General features: G+C 69.9%; 14 protein-coding genes and 4 tRNA genes. 9 read left to right on the forward strand and 9 right to left on the reverse strand.

Translation table 11 applies throughout. From position 1 onward, the window contains the following. Positions 1-20: 20 nt before the first annotated feature. From OG456_RS19080 to purM, 4 genes are all read left to right on the forward strand, one after another. Positions 21-815 (forward strand): maleylpyruvate isomerase family mycothiol-dependent enzyme, encoded by a 795-nt coding sequence (locus OG456_RS19080; protein ID WP_266562558.1) that lies wholly within the window; start codon positions 21-23, stop codon positions 813-815. Positions 816-868: 53 nt separating this feature from the next. After that, the gene (locus OG456_RS19085; RefSeq protein WP_266562560.1) at positions 869-1678 is read left to right on the forward strand and encodes an META domain-containing protein; all 810 of its coding nucleotides are present in this window, start codon (positions 869-871) and stop codon (positions 1676-1678) included. Between the two features lie 372 nt (positions 1679-2050). Then, positions 2051-3577: an amidophosphoribosyltransferase gene (gene purF, locus OG456_RS19090; RefSeq protein WP_266562562.1), complete on the forward strand. Its 1527-nt coding sequence runs from the start codon at positions 2051-2053 to the stop codon at positions 3575-3577. Between the two features lie 34 nt (positions 3578-3611). Beyond that, the gene (purM, locus tag OG456_RS19095; RefSeq protein WP_227295803.1) at positions 3612-4685 is read left to right on the forward strand and encodes a phosphoribosylformylglycinamidine cyclo-ligase; all 1074 of its coding nucleotides are present in this window, start codon (positions 3612-3614) and stop codon (positions 4683-4685) included. A gap of 126 nt (positions 4686-4811) precedes the next feature. On the opposite strand, the gene OG456_RS19100 is transcribed toward purM, so the two are convergent. Together OG456_RS19100 and OG456_RS19105 are read right to left on the reverse strand one after the other, a co-directional pair. Beyond that, the gene (locus tag OG456_RS19100; RefSeq protein WP_116512208.1) at positions 4812-5069 is read right to left on the reverse strand and encodes a DUF3073 domain-containing protein; all 258 of its coding nucleotides are present in this window, start codon (positions 5067-5069) and stop codon (positions 4812-4814) included. 289 nt (positions 5070-5358) lie between these two features. Beyond that, positions 5359-6450, reverse strand: a complete 1092-nt coding sequence (locus OG456_RS19105) for a Glu/Leu/Phe/Val dehydrogenase dimerization domain-containing protein (RefSeq protein ID WP_266562567.1) — start codon at positions 6448-6450, stop codon at positions 5359-5361. 220 nt (positions 6451-6670) lie between these two features. Between OG456_RS19105 and OG456_RS19110 the strand changes: the two genes are divergently transcribed. After that, positions 6671-7516 carry a hypothetical protein gene (locus OG456_RS19110; RefSeq protein WP_266562569.1) on the forward strand — a complete coding sequence of 282 codons (846 nt, stop codon included), beginning with the start codon at positions 6671-6673 and terminating at the stop codon, positions 7514-7516. Between the two features lie 468 nt (positions 7517-7984). Continuing rightward, positions 7985-8191, forward strand: coding sequence for a developmental transcriptional regulator BldC (gene bldC / locus OG456_RS19115; RefSeq protein WP_003949541.1), 207 nt, complete (start codon positions 7985-7987; stop codon positions 8189-8191). Between the two features lie 559 nt (positions 8192-8750). Here the strand turns inward: bldC and OG456_RS19120 are convergent. The 3 genes from OG456_RS19120 to hrpA all read right to left on the reverse strand — a co-directional run bounded on the left by OG456_RS19120 (position 8751) and on the right by hrpA (position 13420). Continuing rightward, complete coding sequence (locus OG456_RS19120) at positions 8751-8951, reverse strand: DUF6274 family protein (protein WP_266562571.1); 201 nt, start codon at positions 8949-8951, stop codon at positions 8751-8753. Between the two features lie 316 nt (positions 8952-9267). After that, positions 9268-9342 (reverse strand) — tRNA-Asp (locus tag OG456_RS19125). A 94-nt stretch (positions 9343-9436) separates the two neighbouring features. Continuing rightward, positions 9437-13420, reverse strand: a complete 3984-nt coding sequence (hrpA, locus tag OG456_RS19130) for an ATP-dependent RNA helicase HrpA (RefSeq protein WP_266562573.1) — start codon at positions 13418-13420, stop codon at positions 9437-9439. Positions 13421-13541: 121 nt separating this feature from the next. Between hrpA and OG456_RS19135 the strand changes: the two genes are divergently transcribed. Next, entirely contained in the window at positions 13542-14624 is a 1083-nt protein-coding gene (locus OG456_RS19135) for an ABC transporter permease (RefSeq protein WP_266562575.1), read from the forward strand. 160 nt (positions 14625-14784) lie between these two features. Here the strand turns inward: OG456_RS19135 and OG456_RS19140 are convergent. The 4 genes from OG456_RS19140 to OG456_RS19155 all read right to left on the reverse strand — a co-directional run bounded on the left by OG456_RS19140 (position 14785) and on the right by OG456_RS19155 (position 16783). Then, positions 14785-14858: transfer RNA gene (locus OG456_RS19140), tRNA-Phe, on the reverse strand. Between the two features lie 24 nt (positions 14859-14882). Beyond that, positions 14883-14957: transfer RNA gene (locus tag OG456_RS19145), tRNA-Asp, on the reverse strand. Between the two features lie 39 nt (positions 14958-14996). Further along, positions 14997-15069, reverse strand: a tRNA-Glu gene (locus OG456_RS19150). A gap of 199 nt (positions 15070-15268) precedes the next feature. Then, positions 15269-16783: a metallophosphoesterase gene (locus OG456_RS19155; protein WP_266562577.1), complete on the reverse strand. Its 1515-nt coding sequence runs from the start codon at positions 16781-16783 to the stop codon at positions 15269-15271. 81 nt (positions 16784-16864) lie between these two features. On the opposite strand from OG456_RS19155, the gene OG456_RS19160 reads away from it, so the two are divergent. Beyond that, positions 16865-17215: a metallopeptidase family protein gene (locus OG456_RS19160; protein ID WP_266562579.1), complete on the forward strand. Its 351-nt coding sequence runs from the start codon at positions 16865-16867 to the stop codon at positions 17213-17215. A 132-nt stretch (positions 17216-17347) separates the two neighbouring features. Next, positions 17348-17872 carry a hypothetical protein gene (locus OG456_RS19165; protein WP_266562581.1) on the forward strand — a complete coding sequence of 175 codons (525 nt, stop codon included), beginning with the start codon at positions 17348-17350 and terminating at the stop codon, positions 17870-17872. Positions 17873-18002 lie beyond the last annotated feature (130 nt).

Here is an 18002-nt window from a genome sequence, read left to right on the forward strand (position 1 = left end):
TCAAGGCATAGGCTCGCCCCATGTCACCGGCCAAGAAGCGTGCACGCACCTATGACTCCGCCAAGATCCGTACGGCCGTCCTCGCGCAGTTCGCGCTCGTACGGGCAGCGGTCGCCGGTCTCACGGACGAGCAGCTCGGCGCCCCGACCCGGCTCGGCGACTGGACCGTACGGGAGCTGGCCGCGCACTGCACGATGGCGGTCGGAGCCGTGGCCAGGGGTCTGGAGATGCCCGAGCCGCAGAAGCACGAACTGCCGCTCCTGGACTGGCCGTTCGGTACGGTTACCGAGTCCGCCGCCATCGCCGACGGCACCCGGGAACTCGCCGCGAGCGCCCCGCCCGCGGACCTCTTCGCGCGCACCACGGCCCGTATCGAAGAGGCCCTGGCCGCGGCCCCCGACACCCGTCTCGTCCCCACGAGATTCGGCGCCATGACCCTCGCCGACTTCCTCGTCACCCGTACCGTCGAACTCGTCGTCCACACCGACGACCTGAACGACGCGCTGCCCGGCCTCGACGTCCCGTGCGACCGCCAGGCGCTCGCCGCCTGCACCCGGTTGCTCGCCGACGCCCTCGCCGTGAAGGCGCCCGGCGCGTCGACCGAGGTGCGGATCCCGCCGTTCGCCGTCGTCCAGTGCGTCGAGGGCCCCCGCCACACTCGCGGCACCCCGCCGAACGTCGTCGAGACGGACCCGCTCACCTGGATCCGCCTCGCCACCGGACGCGCCGAGTGGCGCGCCGCCCTGGACGACGCGAAGGTCAGCGCGAGCGGCGAGCGGGCCGACCTCAGCAAGCTGCTGCCGCTCATGGGCTGACCCCGACGGCGGACCGGTGGAACCGATTGGCCCACCCCGCCCGTCCAACCGCCATGCACACGCAATCCCGGAACCTCACCGTCCTGGCCGCGCTTCTGCCCCTCGCGGCCGTCGCAGCGTGCGGATCACAGACCGTGTCCGTCGGGGATGCGCCCGTCACCGGGGTCCGGTGGAACGTCGAGAGCGTCACCGTCGACGGCGCCACCGCGCAGGCCCCCGAGAGCGCGTACGTGGAGTTCCCCTCGGCCGACCGGGCGCGCGGCAACAACGGCTGCAACAGCTTCGACGCGGAGGCCGAGATCGACGGCGACACGATCCGTATCGGCAGGAGCACCGTGACGATGTCGATGTGCAACGACAAGGAGCAGCGGGACTTCGAGAAGACCTTCAGTCGCGCCATCGGGGGCAGCAACAAGGCCAGGACCGACGGTGACCACCTCACCCTCACCACCGACGACGGCGACACGATCGCCCTGGTCAAGGAGCATCCGGCCCCGCTGACCGGCACCGAGTGGACCGTCACGAGCCTGCTCTCCGACCACGTCGCGACCTCGCTGCCGAAGGACGTGGCAGGCCGGGCCAGGATGACCTTCGAAAAGGCGGGCAAGGCGGGCAAGGACGGCACCGCGACCGGCAGCCTCGGCTGCAATCGCTTCCGCGCGAAGGCCGAGTTCCGCGACGGCCACCTCACGCTCGGCAGGCCGGTCACGACCCGCGTGCTCTGCCAGGGCCCGCGCATGGCCACCGAACGCGCCCTCCTGAAGCTCTTCGCCCAGAAGTTGTCGTACGAGGTCCAGGGCCGCACCCTCACGCTGACGGCCCCCGACGGAACTGGCGCCGTGGCGGGGGCCGGCCGCGGCTGACCGGACGGCACCCCCGGGCCCCGGGCCCCCCGGCTCCCGGCGACCCCATCCCCGGCCCCCGCCCCCGTGCCTCCGCAGCGAATTCCGTCACACTCGCACCCGCCGTCGCGCCCGGCGCCGCCCCCTCCGGCGCCCACCGCCCCGCACCCGCCGCCGGCGCCGCCCCCGAGCCCGCCCAGCGATGCCCTTAGCACACGAAGAACCAGGTCAGCGCCATGATCGCGCCGAAGGGGCGGGGTGGGCGGGAAAGGGGTGGTGAGGGGTGAAGCACCCCGGGCCACGGCCTCAGGGGCGGGTGCCACCGGCTCGACCAGGCGCGGGATCACGTTCGCCAATTCGGACCAGTGGTCGATCTCGCCTACACTCGGAGGCGTGCCACGTGGTGACGGTCGACTCAATCATGATCTGCTCCCCGGCGAGAAAGGCCCCCAGGACGCTTGCGGCGTCTTCGGTGTCTGGGCTCCCGGTGAAGAGGTCGCCAAGCTCACTTACTTCGGGCTCTACGCCCTCCAGCATCGAGGTCAGGAATCCGCGGGAATCGCGGTGAGCAACGGCTCCCAGATTCTCGTCTTCAAGGACATGGGCCTCGTGTCCCAGGTCTTCGACGAGACCTCCCTCAGTTCGCTCCAAGGTCATATCGCGGTCGGTCACGCCCGCTACTCGACCACCGGCGCCTCCGTGTGGGAGAACGCCCAGCCGACGTTCCGGGCCACTGCGCACGGCTCGATCGCGCTCGGCCACAACGGCAACCTGGTCAATACGGCGCAGCTCGCCGAGATGGTCGCGGCCCTCCCCAAGGAGAACGGCCGCAACACCCAGCTCGCGGCGACCAACGACACCGACCTCGTCACCGCGCTCCTCGCGGGCCAGGTCGACGACGACGGCAAGCCGCTGACCATCGAAGACGCCGCCGCCAAGATCCTTCCGGATGTTCAGGGCGCCTTCTCCCTCGTCTTCATGGACGAGCACACCCTGTACGCGGCCCGCGACCCGCAGGGCATCCGCCCGCTGGTCCTCGGCCGGCTCGAGCGCGGCTGGGTCGTCGCCTCCGAGTCCGCCGCCCTCGACATCTGTGGCGCCAGCTACGTGCGCGAGATCGAGCCGGGCGAGTTCGTCGCCATCGACGAGAACGGCCTGCGCACCTCCCGATTCGCAGAAGCGAAGCCCAAGGGCTGTGTCTTCGAGTACGTGTACCTGGCCCGCCCCGACACCGACATCGCCGGGCGGAACGTGTACCTCTCCCGCGTGGAGATGGGCCGCAAACTCGCCAAGGAAGCACCGGTCGAGGCCGACCTGGTCATAGCGACGCCGGAATCGGGCACCCCCGCCGCGATCGGTTACGCGGAGGCCTCCGGCATTCCGTTCGGCGCGGGACTGGTCAAGAACGCGTACGTCGGCCGGACCTTCATCCAGCCCTCGCAGACCATCCGGCAGCTCGGTATCCGGCTGAAGCTCAACCCGCTCAAGGAAGTCATCAAGGGCAAGCGGCTGGTCGTCGTCGACGACTCGATCGTGCGCGGCAACACCCAGCGCGCCCTGGTCCGCATGCTCCGCGAAGCGGGCGCGGCCGAGATCCACATCCGGATCTCCTCTCCCCCCGTGAAGTGGCCGTGCTTCTTCGGCATCGACTTCGCGACGCGCGCCGAGCTGATCGCCAACGGCATGTCGATCGACGAGATCGGCAAGTCCCTGGGCGCCGACTCCCTCTCCTACATCTCCATCGACGGCATGATCGAGGCCACGACCATCGACAAGCCGAACCTCTGCCGCGCCTGCTTCGACGGCGAGTACCCGATGGACCTCCCCGACCCCGAGCTGCTCGGCAAGCAGCTCCTGGAGACCGAGCTCGCGGCGGGACCGGCGAACACCGCCGCCGCCGACGCCCTCCGTCGCCCGTAAGACCCCCGTCGTACGACACGAAAGTTCTCAAGCCATGTCTGAGACACCTGGTGCCAGCTATGCGTCCGCGGGCGTCGACATCGAAGCGGGCGACCGCGCCGTCGAACTGATGAAGGAGTGGGTGAAGAAGACGCAGCGCCCCGAGGTCGCCGGCCTCGGCGGTCTCGGCGGATTCGCCGGTCTCTTCGACGCCTCCGCCTTCAAGCGTTACGAGCGTCCGCTGCTCGCCTCCGCCACGGACGGAGTCGGCACGAAGGTCGACATCGCCCGCCGCCTCGGCGTGTACGACACCATCGGTCACGACCTCGTCGCGATGGTCATGGACGACATCGTGGTGTGCGGCGCCGAGCCGCTGTTCATGACCGACTACATCTGCGTCGGCAAGGTGCACCCCGAGCGTGTCGCCGCCATCGTGAAGGGCATCGCCGAGGGCTGTGTCCTCGCCGGCTGCTCCCTCGTCGGCGGCGAGACCGCGGAGCACCCGGGCCTGCTCGGCCCGGACGACTTCGACGTCGCGGGCGCCGGCACCGGCGTCGTGGAGGCCGACCGGCTGCTCGGCCCGGATCGTATCCGTACGGGTGACGCGGTGATCGCCATGGCGTCCTCCGGCCTTCACTCGAACGGGTACTCGCTGGTCCGCCACGTCCTCTTCGACCGCGCGAACCTGAAGCTCGACCAGCACATCGAGGAGCTCGGCCGCACGCTCGGCGAGGAGCTTCTGGAGCCCACCAAGATCTACTCGCTGGACTGCCTGGCGCTGACCCGCACCACGGACGTCCACGCGTACAGCCACATCACGGGCGGCGGTCTCGCGGCCAACCTGGCCCGGGTCATCCCGGACGGCCTGCACGCCACCGTGGACCGCTCCACGTGGGCGCCTGGCGCGATCTTCGACCTCGTCGGCAAGGCCGGCGCCGTGGAGCGCCTGGAGCTCGAGAAGACGCTGAACATGGGCGTCGGCATGATGGCGATCGTCCCCCAGGACGCGGTGGACTCCGCGCTCGCGACGCTCGCCGACCGCGGCGTGGACTCGTGGGTCGCCGGTGAGATCACCGAGCGCGGCGAGCACACCACGGGCGCGGCGCTCACGGGTGACTACAGCAAGTAAGGCCCGCAGGGCAGCACAAAACCCGGTCCGGCGGTGTGACCACCCCGGACCGGGTGAAGTGCAGTTGCTACGAAAACGAGAACTGCGAAGAACTACTGCTGGACTGCAGACTGCAGGACTGCGAGGTCAAGCGCCGCGGCGCTGCGACGAGGGACCGGACTCGTCAGAGTCCTCGTCATCCTCGTCGTCGTTATACAGATCCGCGTACTGGGCGTACGGGTCGTCTTCCTCGTCGTCGTCCTCGAACGGCTCGCCATTCGGCGGCTGATTCGAGGTCGAAGCGCCCAGCTCATTGGCCAGACGCGAGAGGTCAGTCCCGCCGCTGCTGTACTTCAGCTGGCGGGCGACCTTCGTCTGCTTGGCCTTTGCCCGGCCGCGCCCCATGGCTCGACCCCCTCGGTGACGGGGCTCGACGGCCCCAGAGTCTTGACACGCGTTCATGATCTCGAACGGGCTCTCCGCAGAGAGACCCGTCCTTAGGGCTTCCACGGTACCTGCTCCCGCGGCCATACGGTACGTCGCCCGCAGGACGCGCCTGGGCGCAGGACCAGCAAGGTGCCCTGTCCTCGCTGGTCAGCTGCGATTTTAACCTCTTCTTGGTGAGCGACCCGCCGACGGGCGTGAGTCTTGTCTCCCGTATCCGCCCACGGGCCGCTCCCGGGCACCCCGAACGTCAGTGGCGGCGGGCCTCCGCCATGCGCTGCTCGGCGATCCGGTCGGCCGCGGCGGCCGGCGGAATCCCGTCCGTCTTCGCACGCGCGAATATGGCCAGCGTCGTGTCGAAGATCTTCGACGCCTTGGCCTTGCACCGGTCGAAGTCGAAGCCGTGCAGCTCGTCGGCGACCTGGATCACTCCGCCGGCGTTCACGACGTAGTCGGGCGCGTAGAGGATCCCGCGGTCGGCGAGGTCCTTCTCCACGCCCGGGTGGGCGAGCTGGTTGTTGGCCGCGCCGCAGACGATCTTCGCCGTGAGGACCGGGACGGAGTGGTCGTCGAGCGCGCCGCCCAGAGCGCACGGGGCGTAGATGTCGAGGCCCTCGGTGGTGATGAGCGCCTCGGTGTCCGCCACTGCCTGCACGGACGGGTGCTTGTCCTGAATCCGCCGTACGGACTCCTCGCGCACATCCGTGATCACGACCTCGGCGCCGTCCGTGAGGAGGTGCTCCACGAGGTGGTGGCCGACCTTGCCGACGCCCGCGATGCCGACCTTGCGGCCGCGCAGCGTCGGGTCGCCCCACAGGTGCTGGGCGGAGGCCCGCATGCCCTGGAAGACACCGAAGGCGGTGAGCACGGACGAGTCGCCGGCGCCGCCGTTCTCGGGGGAGCGCCCGGTCGTCCAGCGGCACTCGCGCGCGACGACGTCCATGTCGGCGACGTAGGTGCCGACGTCGCACGCCGTCACGTAGCGCCCGCCGAGCGAGGCGACGAAGCGGCCGTAGGCGAGCAGCAGTTCCTCGCTCTTGATCGTCTCGGGGTCACCGATGATCACGGCCTTGCCGCCGCCGTGGTCGAGGCCGGCCATGGCGTTCTTGTACGACATGCCGCGCGCGAGGTTCAGGGCGTCGGCGACGGCCTCCGCCTCGTTCGCGTACGGGTAGAAGCGGGTGCCGCCGAGGGCGGGGCCCAGGGCGGTGTTGTGGAGGGCGATGACGGCCTTGAGGCCACTGGCGCGGTCCTGGCAGAGCACGACTTGCTCGTGGCCGCCCTGTTCCGAGTGGAACAGGGTGTGCAGAACATCGGCAGGGGCGCCGGTTACGTCGGTCACTGTGGTGACTCCCGGGTAAGTAGCGGCGATTGGAGACGGTGCCCGTACGGGTGGCGGGTCCCGTTGGGCAAGAGACTAGAGCCTGCGCCGAGCCGCCAGATGCGCAGTGCCGAGGATCACCCTCTCCTGGAGTACGCGCGTGTCCGGCCAGGTGCGTTCACCTTCGGCCATGGGACGATTTGCAGTGTTTTCCAGGCGCAGTCCGGGGGAGGGAGCAGCCGTGCCCAAGGTGTCTTCGGTGACCGTGCCCTACGCGTCGTATCTACGCGTGTACGAACCTCTAGCGGCGTTCCCCGAGCCCGAGCGGAGCCACTGGGAGCGCTACGCGCAGCGTCGCGAACGCCCCTCCTACCAGGACGAACTGCGCCGCTCGCTGGCCGACTTGCTGCCGACGCCGCCGGTGCCCGTGCCGGTGCACGAGAGCGACGACGCGTTCGTCATCGAGACGGAGGGGGTGGTGTGCGTGTGTCCGTGGCGCACGCGGCTGCGCGGCTGGCAGGCGCTGGACGAGCTGCCCGGCCGACTGCCGACACCGGTGCTGGACGCGGTGCTCCCGCCGGTGGTGCGCCGGCAGTCCGCCGCGGACTACGAGCGCTGGCTCGCCCGCAACCCGGACGCCCGCCCCTGGATCCGCACGTCCACCTGGCAGATCCCGCTGAACTGGTTCGTGCTCGTCTCGGACGAGGAGCGCGAGTACGGCAAGGGGGCCGCGGACGGCGAGGCGCCGGTGCTGCGCTACCGGACGCCGATGGTGCAGGCGCGGCGCCGGGTGGCGCGGGGGCTTCGCACGCTGCGGGACACGATGGACGAGGGGCCGCTGATCGACGGTCTGGTGGATGTGGGGCGCTGGCTCGAAGAGTTCCATCCGCGTTCATTCGTCGAACTCGACTACGGCGGCCTGGTGCACGCTTTGTCCGCGGAGGATCTGGACGGTGATCATTCCGCTGCGGACGTGGCGGAGGGGATCGAGGCGCTGCGGCGCGGTGACGGTGACGGGGCCGAGGCGGCGTACGCGCGGCTGATGGAACGTTGGCGTGCCGTGCGGGACCGGCAGTTCGCGAACTGACCGTACGGGTGTGCGGGGACGTAGGTCCCGATCCGGGCTTTTGCCCCAAGCGTGATGGACCGCACTTACTACGCCCTTGCGCCCATCACCCCTCCTCGTGCCAAAATAGGACAAGGAGTCCGGGGAGGACTTCACTCGGCTGCTTTCGTCCGCGTTCAGCCGGAATCTCAGCATTGCACGCTATGGGGGGTCTCGTGACTCCTGGCGCCACTGTGACTGATCGTCACAGTGGCGTGACTGTCCGCTATGGCATGGTCCATCGGCTTCCGTCGCTGATGAACACCTGGGAGGGCAATTCCATCGGTTTGGCCGACGTGGCTGGACGGATGGTGTAGTTGTAGTGCCGAGGACAAGCCGTTCGTCCTATAACCGACTCGACCCGCGTCCGCCATTTCGGGCAACGCGGGTCAAGGTGCAGAATTTAGAGGAATGAACCGAGAAGGTTCGGTTCTCCCGAGGAGGCCGCTCATGACCGCTCGCACCCCTGATGCCGAGCCGCTGCTGACCCCGGCTGAGGTCGCCACGATGTTCCGCGTCGACCCGAAGACGGTGACGCGCTGGGCAAAGGCTGGCAAGCTCACGTCGATTCGCACGCTCGGCGGGCACCGCCGCTACCGCGAGGCGGAGGTCCGTGCACTGCTCGCGGGCATTCCGCAGCAGCGCAGCGAGGCCTGAACAACTGAATAAACCGGGCGTTCCGGGCTCCCCAGCCCTTTTCGCGCCCAACCTATAGCTCCATACGACGCGGGTCTGCCCCAACAGGCCCACGCCTGCTCATGCTTCACGGGTGCGTCGTCGATCGCGCTGGACTCCGCCGGGTCCAGCGCGATTTTTTTATGCGCGGATCCGTGCGGGTGGGGCGGTGCGCCGGGGTCCGGCGCGTGGCTTTGTGGGCGGCCCTGTGGGCCCCTGATCGAGTGCCGGCGGCATCCTGCCGGGGGCCGCGGGCGGGTGCTCGGCGGGTCGGCGGGGAGGTCCGTCCGAGGGGTCCCGGGGTGGGTCTTCGGGAGTGCCCGGGCGGGCCCCAGGGGTAGTGCAATTGCACATATTAAATTGAGGTGTTGTAGGGCGGGTGTAAGAAACGCTGTTTCTAAAACTGGTCCCGTGACACCCGTCACACACTCGCACACTTGTTGCTGGCGCGGCCCTTGGGTTAGAGGGGATTCGCGTCGCGGTGTCCGCCGTGCTCCCCCCCGGGCTCCCGCCGGTTGGGGCCGCCGTCCGGCGCCTTTGGTCAGGCGGTGGAGGGACTTTCGTCCTCCGGGGCCCCGTAGTCCTTCTCCGGGCCTCCTGCGGGCTCTCTGCCGGGCTCCAGGGCGAGGCGCAGGAGTTGGTGGCAGACGGGGCAGTGCCGGGTCAGATGGCGGTAGCCGGAAGCGGCGGAGAGGTGGGCGCGCAGCAGGGCGCGCGTCTCGTGCCGGGCGGATGCCGCCATGCGCCACCTCCGGGTCGGGAATCCCTTGCTGTCTGAGTACCGGGGGAGCGGGATGCCGTCAAGACGGCGGGGGGCGGGGCGCGCAGGCGCGGACGGGCGGTGCGGGGGCCCTACGCGTGTGCGCGCACACGACTGAGGCCCGCGCCCCTCTGCGGGGTACGGGCCTCGGTTCCGCGTGCGGTCCTGACGGGAGTTGCTGTGTTTGATGGCGGCTGCGCCGCGGGCGTGGCCTGCGGGTCGGGGGCGCACGACGCGGGTTGGGGACACGCGACTGAGGCCCGCACCCCTTGCGGGGTGCGGGCCTCAGTCTTACGTGCGGTCCTGACGGGATTTGAACCCGCGGCCTCCACCTTGACAGGGTGGCGAGCACTCCAAACTGCTCCACAGGACCTTGCTCGCGGCACTTGGTGTTGCTCTGTGCTGCGAGATGAGACTGTACAGCAGCGCAGGCCCGGCGGTCGAACTCACTTAACGTGCCGGGTCCGTTACGGCGCTGCCGCGTCGATCGCCTTCACGATCCGCTTGTCCGAGACCGGGTACGCGGTGCCGAGCGCGTGGGCGAAGTAGCTGACCCGCAGCTCCTCCAGCATCCAGCGGATGTCCAGGACTTCCTGCGGCACGGGCCGCCCCTGCGGCATCTGTTCGAGCAGCCACGCGTACTCGTCCCGCATCTCGTGGACCTTCTCCATGCGCGACGTGTCCCGCTGGACGTTCGTCGGCATCTGGGTCAGGCGCCGGTCGGCGGCGACCAGGTAGCGCACCAGGTCGGGCAGGCGCCGCAGGCCCGTGTCCGTGACGAAGCCGGGGCGGATCAGCGCCGTCAACTGCGCCCGTACGTCCGTGAGATTGGCGAGCAGCGTCGGGCTCTTCGTCGACTTCAGGCGGCGCTCGCAGGCCTGCCAGGCGGCGAGGACCTGCTGTACCTGGCCCACCGTCCTTACGGTCGTGTCGACGATCTCGGCGCGCACCTTGTCGTAGAGCTTGCGGTACGACTCCTCGTCCCAGGCGGGGCCGCCGAAGTCCGCGATGAGCTTGTCGCAGGAGGCCATGGCGCAGTCGTCGAAGAGTGCCTGGACCGAGCCGTGCGGGTTCGCGGACAGGGCGAGCTTCTGGGGGTTGGTCAGCTTGTCCGAGGCGAACTTGCCCGGGTTGACCGGGATGTTGCGCAGGATCAGCCGGCGCGTGCCCCGCCACATGGCCTGCTGCTGCTCGGCCTCCGTGTCGAAGAGCCGAACCGAGACCGTGTCCCCGTCGTCGACCAGCGCCGGATACGCCTTGACGGGCTGGCCGGCGCGCCGGGTCTCGAAGACGCGGCTCAGCGTGCCGATCGTCCAGTCCGTGAGGCCCGAGCGCTCCACGGACTCGCCGCCCGAGCGCTCTGCCGTAGCCGCCGCTGCCTGCGAGATCGCCTTGCGGGCCTTCGGCTTGAGGCGCAGCTTGAGCGCCTCCAGGTCCTTGTCCTCGGCGAGGGTCCTGCGGCGTTCGTCGACGATCCTGAACGTGATCTCCAGGTGGTCGGGTACGCGGGACAGGTCGAAGTCGTCCGCCGTGACGGGGACGCCGACCATGCGCTGGAGCTCGCGGGCGAGCGTGGTGGGCATCGGTTCCTGCAGGGGAACGGCCCGCTCCAGGAACGCCTTCGCGTAGTTCGGCGCCGGGACGTAGTGCCGGCGGACCGGCTTCGGCAGGGAGCGGATCAGCTCGATCACGACCTCCTCGCGCAGGCCGGGGATCTGCCAGTCGAAACCCTCGGCGGTGACCTGGTTGAGGACCTGGAGCGGGATGTGGACGGTCACGCCGTCCGCGTCCGCGCCCGGCTCGAACTGGTACGTCACCCGGAACTTCAGCGGGCCCTGGCGCCACGAGTCCGGATAGTCGTCCTTGGTGATGGCCTCCGCGGACTCGCGGATGAGCATCGAGCGCTCGAAGTCCAGGAGTTCGGGCTCGTCCCGCTTCTTGTGCTTCCACCAGCTGTCGAAGTGGGCGCCCGAGACGACATGCTCGGGGACCCGCTGGTCGTAGAAGTCGAAGAGCGTCTCGTCGTCGACGACGATGTCGCGGCGGCGGGCGCGGTGCTCCAGCTCCTCGACCTCGGTGAGCAGCTTGCGGTTGTCCGAGAAGAACTTGTGGTGGGTGCGCCAGTCGCCCTCGACGAGCGCGTTCCTGATGAACAGCTCGCGGCTCACCTCGGGGTCGATGCGCCCGTAGTTCACCTTGCGCTGGGCGACGAGCGGGACGCCGTACAGCGTCACCTTCTCGTACGCCATCACGGCCGCCTGGTCCTTCTCCCAGTGCGGCTCGCTGTATGTGCGCTTCAGGAGGTGCTCGGCGAGGGGCTCGACCCACTCCGGCTCGATCCTCGCGTTGACGCGGGCCCACAGGCGCGACGTCTCGACGAGCTCGGCGGACATGATGAAGCGCGGGGGCTTCTTGAAGAGGGCGGAGCCGGGGAAGACCGCGAACTTGGCGTTGCGCGCGCCCAGGTACTCGTTCCGTCCGCCGCGCTGCTTGGGGTCCTTGTCCGTGGACTCCTTCACGTCCTTCATCCCGATGTGGGAGAGGAGACCGGCGAGGAGGGAGATGTGGACCTGCTGCTCAGGGGCGTCGTCCTCGTTGAGATGGATGCCCATCTGCTTCGCGACCGTGCGCAGTTGCGTATAGATGTCCTGCCACTCGCGGATGCGCAGGAAGTTCAGGTACTCCGACTTGCACATGCGGCGGAACGCGGACGAGCCGAGCGTCTTCTGCTGCTCGCGCACATAGCGCCAGAGGTTGAGGAACGCCAGGAAGTCGGACGTCTCGTCCTTGAAGCGGGCGTGCTGCTGGTCCGCCTGCGCCTGCTTCTCGCTGGGGCGCTCGCGCGGGTCCTGGATGGACAGCGCGGCCGCGATCACCATGACCTCGCGCACACAGCCGTTCTTGTCGGCTTCCAGGACCATCCGGGCCAGGCGCGGGTCCACCGGCAGCTGGGCGAGCTTGCGGCCCTGCTCGGTGAGGCGCTTACGGACGTCCTTCTCCGCCGGGTTCAGCGCGCCCAGCTCCTGGAGGAGCTGCACGCCGTCGCGGATGTTGCGGTGGTCCGGCGGGTCGATGAAGGGGAACTTCTCGATGTCGCCGAGCCCGGCCGCGGTCATCTGGAGGATGACGGAGGCGAGATTCGTCCGCAGGATCTCCGCGTCCGTGAACTCGGGGCGGGCGAGGAAGTCGTCCTCCGAGTACAGGCGGATGCAGATGCCGTCCGACGTACGGCCGCAGCGGCCCTTGCGCTGGTTGGCGCTGGCCTGGCTGATCGCCTCGATGGGCAGGCGCTGCACCTTCGTGCGGTGCGAGTACCGCGAGATGCGGGCGGTGCCCGGGTCGATCACGTACTTGATGCCGGGGACGGTCAGGGACGTCTCCGCGACGTTCGTCGCGAGGACGATGCGGCGGACCGAGCCCGAGGGGCGCTGGAAGACGCGGTGCTGCTCCGCGTGCGACAGGCGCGCGTAGAGCGGCAGGACCTCGGTGAACCGGAACTTCTTCTTCTCCAGCGCGTCCGCCGTGTCGCGGATCTCGCGCTCCCCGGACAGGAAGACGAGGATGTCGCCCTTGCCCTCGCCCTGGAGCTCCTCGACGGCGTCCGTGATCGCGGTGATCTGGTCCCGGTCGGCCTCGTCGGAGTCCTCTTCGAGCAGGGGTCTGTAGCGCACCTCGACGGGATACGTACGGCCGCTGACCTCGACGATCGGGGCCTCCCCGAAGTGGCGCGAGAAGCGCTCGGGGTCGATCGTCGCGGAGGTGATGACGACCTTCAGGTCCGGGCGCTTGGGCAGCAGCTGCGCCAGATAGCCGAGCAGGAAGTCGATGTTCAGGGACCGCTCGTGGGCCTCGTCGATGATGATCGTGTCGTACGCGCGCAGCTCGCGGTCCGTCTGGATCTCGGCGAGCAGGATGCCGTCCGTCATCAGCTTCACGAACGTCGCGTCCGGGTTGACCTGGTCCGTGAAGCGGACCTTCCAGCCGACGGCCTCGCCCAGCGGGGTGTCCATCTCGTCCGCGATCCGCTCGGCGACCGTGCGGGCCGCGAGCCGGCGGGGCTGGGTGTGGCCGATCATGCCGCGCACGCCGCGGCCGAGCTCGAGACAGATCTTGGGGATCTGGGTCGTCTTGCCGGAGCCGGTCTCGCCCGCGACGATCACGACCTGGTGGTCGCGGATCGCGTCGGCGATCTCGTCCTTCTTCTGGCTGACGGGAAGCTGCTCGGGATACGTGATCTCGAGTGCCTCGTAGCGGCCGTGGCGTTTCGCCGTCCGGGCCTCGGCCTTCTCGGCCTCGGCCTCGATCTCGGCGAGTACGGCGGCCCGGGCTTCGGGCTTGTGGATGCGGCGCGCGCCTTCGAGCCTGCGGCCGAGCCGGTGCGCATCGCGCAGGGACAGCTCGGACAGGCGCTGGGCGAGGGTGCCGAGGACGGGGGCAGGCTGCGTAGACATACGTCCTCCAGGATCTCACCTCGGAGAAACGGGTGGCGAATGGTTTTGAGGTGGGCCGGTTTCGACGGATAACAGGGTGATTGGTGCTGAAGGTCCGTTATGAGTGTTTTAACGTGTCCGTATGCCGGAGCCGAGCGACGACGATCATGAGCACGGCGCCCACGGGCGAGCGCCCACGCGCGGGGAGCGCTGGGAGGACTTCAAGAAGTCGCCGTTCCTGCCGGCGACCGTCCTCGTGTTCATCCTGGCCGCCGCCGCGGGCCTCTTCGCGGGCTCGTACACGTACACGATGGCGAATCCGACGCCGCACCGGATTCCGGCGGCGGTGGTGGGGGCGGCGAACGCGACGCACGGCGGGGCGTTCCTCACCGGCATGGAGAAGGCGCTGAACGCGTCCCTCGAAGTGCACCCCTACGACAGCATCGCGGCGGCCGTGGAGGACGTGAACCAGCAGAAGGTCTTCGCGATCCTCGACGTGCGGCAGGGTGACCGCGTCGCGCTCGAGGTCTCGGGCGCCTCCGGTGCCTCGGTCGCGCAGGTCCTGGCCGAGACCGCCCCGGAGGTCGGGGCCCGGCTCGGGGTACCCGTCACCGTGACGGACATCAAACCGCTCCAGAAGGGCGACCCGCGCGGCCTCGCGATCTTCTACATCTCGCTGGCCGCGGTCATCATCGGCTTCGTCGGCGCGATCCAGCTGAGCGTGCACGCGCGCGCCCTCGAACCGCTGGAGCGCATCGCGTACACGGTGGCGTACGCGATGCTCGGGGCCTTCGTGATCGCGGCGGTCGTGGACTGGTGGCTCGGCGCGCTCGATCTGCCGTTCGCCGAGTCCTGGGCGATCCTCGCGCTGACGATGTTCACGTCGGGGATGGTCTTCACGATGTTCAACACGCTGTTCGGCCGCTGGGCGATGATCCCGACGTGGGGGCTGATGGTGCTCCTCGGCAACCCGTCGTCGGGCGGCGCGGTGTCGTGGCCGCTGCTGCCGTCGGTGCTCGGCCGCATCGGCCGGTGGCTCCCGCCGGGCGCGTCCGTGAACGCGCAGCACACGGCTGTGTACTTCGGCGGGCACCAGCACGCGTTCCCGTTCGTCGTCCTCACGGCGTGGGCCCTCCTGTCGAGCACGATCTTCTGGGTCTGGCGCCACCGCCATCCGGGCGGCCGCACCACGGAACCGGCCCACGCGGTGGCGCCGGGGGAGTGACCCAGTCGGGTGACTGCACCCGGATACGCCGAAAGCCCCGCCGGAGACAGGGCTTTCGGGAGGTGACTGGGCGCGGCCTTCGGGCGGCGGGAGACGGCCCGGGCCGAGGTCCGCCGGGGAAACGCAACAGGCCCCGTCCGGGGACGGGGCCTGAATCTTGTGGCTGGGGCCGGGATCGAACCGGCGACCTATCGCTTTTCAGGCGATCGCTCGTACCAACTGAGCTACCCAGCCACGCGGTTCGCGAACGAATCGCAGCGGTCCTGACGGGATTTGAACCCGCGGCCTCCACCTTGACAGGGTGGCGAGCACTCCAAACTGCTCCACAGGACCAAGCTGTTGTGCGACACAAGTGTCGCACAGGGTGTTGCGTGCCCCCAACGGGATTCGAACCCGTGCTACCGCCTTGAAAGGGCGGCGTCCTGGGCCACTAGACGATGAGGGCGACTAGCAATGTTGCTCTGCTTCGTCTGTGCGTCCAGGGACGTGAGAAGCATGTGACTCTGCCTCCCCCCGAAGGGTTCAGCTTCTCCTTCGCTCCTCACGGAGTTCGGGACGGTCAAGCCCTGACCGCGGCCCTTGGGCACGACCAGACTGTACTACGGGGCCGGGATCTGGGCCAAACCGAATAGGGAAGGCCGCTCTCAAGGCTGGTTCTCCTTGGGCAGATGGCGGCTGACCTGCGCCGTCGTCAGGCCGAGGCCGCCCAGTTCGATCTCGTCCCAGGCCTGCAGGCGGCGGGTGTCGCGGTCCAGGTAGAGGACCGACGCCTGCACCGGGTCGGGGGACGCGTCGTCGACGGCGCGCAGACCGCTGCCGCCGGTCGAGCCCTCGACGCGCAGCCGCGTGCCCAGCTTCATCACCTCGGTCCGCTCGTGATGGATGTGGCCCGCGAGGACCAGGGGGACCGTGCCGTCCGTCTCGCGGGCGGCCACCGGGTTGTGGGCGATCGCGATGTCCACCGGCGTGCCCGCCGCCCGCTGGTCGCGCAGCGCGGAGGCGAGCCGGATGCCCGCCAAGCGCTCGGCCGGGTCGCCCTGCGCCTTGACCGCCCGGTCCGGCGTGTACTGGGGGTCCCCGGTGCCGGCGAAGCGCAGCCCGGCGACGGTGACCGCCTTGCCGTTGTCGAGTACGCGGACGTTCTTGATGTGTTCGAGGTAGCGCTGGGTGGTCGCCGAGTCGTGGTTGCCACGGACCCAGATGTACGGGGCGCCGAGGTCCTTGATCGGGTCGAGGAACGGGTTCTCGGCCGCCGAGCCGTGGTCCATCGTGTCGCCGGAGTCGACGATGACCGAGATGTCGTACTGCTCGACGAGAGAGGAGATGATCTTCCAGCTGGCCGGGTTCAGATGGATGTCCGAGACGTGCAGGACGCGGATCGTGGACGGGTCCGGCCGGTACGCGGGGAGCGTCGACGTCACGTCGTAGAGCTTCGTCACATTGGTCACCAGGCGCGCCAACTCCTTCTGGTAGACGTCGAATTCGGTGACGATCGAGCGTGCGCTGCCGACGACCGAGGGGGCCGAGGAGAGCAGGCCGGAGAACTTCGGCTCCAGGACCGAATTGGGGTTCCAAGTCGCGTACGCCGCCCCTCCCGAGGCCGCCAGGAGGGCGAGCGCGAGACCGCCGGCGCCCAGTGCGCGGCGGGGGCGGCGGTAGACCGCGAGGCCGAGCGCGGTGGCGCCGGAGACGACGGCGACGCAGGAGCGCAGGGCGAGGTCGAGGGTGCCGTGCTCGATGTCGCGCGTGATCTCGTCCTGGAGGCCCGAGAGGCGCTCGGGGTGGTTGACCAGGGCCTCCGAGCGGACCGGGTCGAGGCGGTCGACGTCCACGTCGAGGCGGACGGGGGCCGTGTGCGACTTCAACTCCAGGGAACCGAGCGGCGAGACATTGATCTTCGTGCCGCCGGTCAGGGACGGGCGCAGCGTCATCCGGGTGTCCATCGGGCCGACCGGGACGCGGACGTTCCCCACGGCGAGCAGGCCGAGCCACGCGCCCATGAGGACGACGGCGGCGAGGCCCAGGGCGCGGAGGTACGGGCGGGGCTGGAGGGTGAGATCGCCGGTGGGGCGGGGGCGGCGGCCGCGATGACGGCGGCCGACCGCGGAGGGGATGTTCCGCAGGGCGGACAGGGCGGCGACAGCGGGGGCGCGGGCCATTGGTCCCGTATGCCCATGCGGATGGTGCCGTATGCCCGGACGGACAGGCCGATCTACGAGCGGGTGGCCGACAATGGCCGTGTGCTGGAGATGACGCGCGAGGAGTTCGAGGAACTGGTCGCCGAAGCCCTGGACCGGATTCCGCCGGAGCTGACGCGGCTCATGGACAACGTGGCGGTGTTCGTCGAGGACGAGCCCCCCACCGAGGACCCTGGGCTGCTCGGCCTCTACGAAGGGACGCCGCTGACCGACCGGGGCGAGTGGTACGCGGGCGTGCTGCCCGACCGCATCACCATCTACCGAGGACCCACGCTGCGGATGTGCGAGGCCCGCGAGGACGTCGTCCGGGAGACGGAGATCACCGTGGTCCACGAGATCGCCCACCACTTCGGGATCGACGACGCGCGGCTGCACGCCCTCGGATACGGGTGACGGCCGGGCCGTGAGCGGGCGTGTCCTCTTGCGGGGGGCGGGAGTTGGGAACGGTGACGCCGGTTTTCCGGCGGTTCCCGTTCCCGTTTCAGCTTCAGCCCCAGCTTTTCAGCGCCCCGGAGGTGCTCGCCCGTGCGCCAGCTGTCCGTACCCCCTCGTCTGGTTCGACTGGCCGCGACGGTGGTGGCCGTCACGGCGGCGGCCACCGGCTGCATGAGCGTCGCCCACGAGGGGGGCGGGCCCGCCCCGTCGCACTCGGCGGGGCGGCACGGGGGGCGGGCGGCCCCGGACGGCGGCGCGGTGGTCCCCGGGGGCGGCGGGGCGCAGGCGGGCGGCCGGGAGGGTGCGGACGGGTCGCCGCCGGCGGGGCCGAGCGGCACCGCGTCCGACGCGGCCTCGGGTGCCGCCTCGCCCTCCGCGAGCGCCACGAAGGGCGGGCCGGGTCCGGTGAAGCCGTCGGCGAGCGGGCGGACCACGCCGCCGTCCCGGCCGACCCCGACGCGCACCCCGCCGGACACGCCCACGCCGACCCAGGACACCCCCACGCCCACGCCCGACCCGACCACCGCGGAGCCCTCGTCGTCGGCGCACGAGCAGGCGTCTGCCCGGGTGCAGATCGTCCGGGAGCCGGCGCCGCAGGCGGGGACGCCTGCGTAGGAGCGGCCGCGAGGGTGGTTGTGAGCGGGGTCTCAGGGGATCGGTTTGCGCTGGCGGGTGGTCGGTGAGTATGGTGGTAGATCGTTTGATCCCATTGCCCGGCGCCGTTAAGAGAGCGCCGCGTGGCGCG

The sequence above is a fragment of the Streptomyces sp. NBC_01446 genome (genome assembly GCF_026340095.1).
GTDB lineage: Bacteria > Actinomycetota > Actinomycetes > Streptomycetales > Streptomycetaceae > Streptomyces > Streptomyces aureus.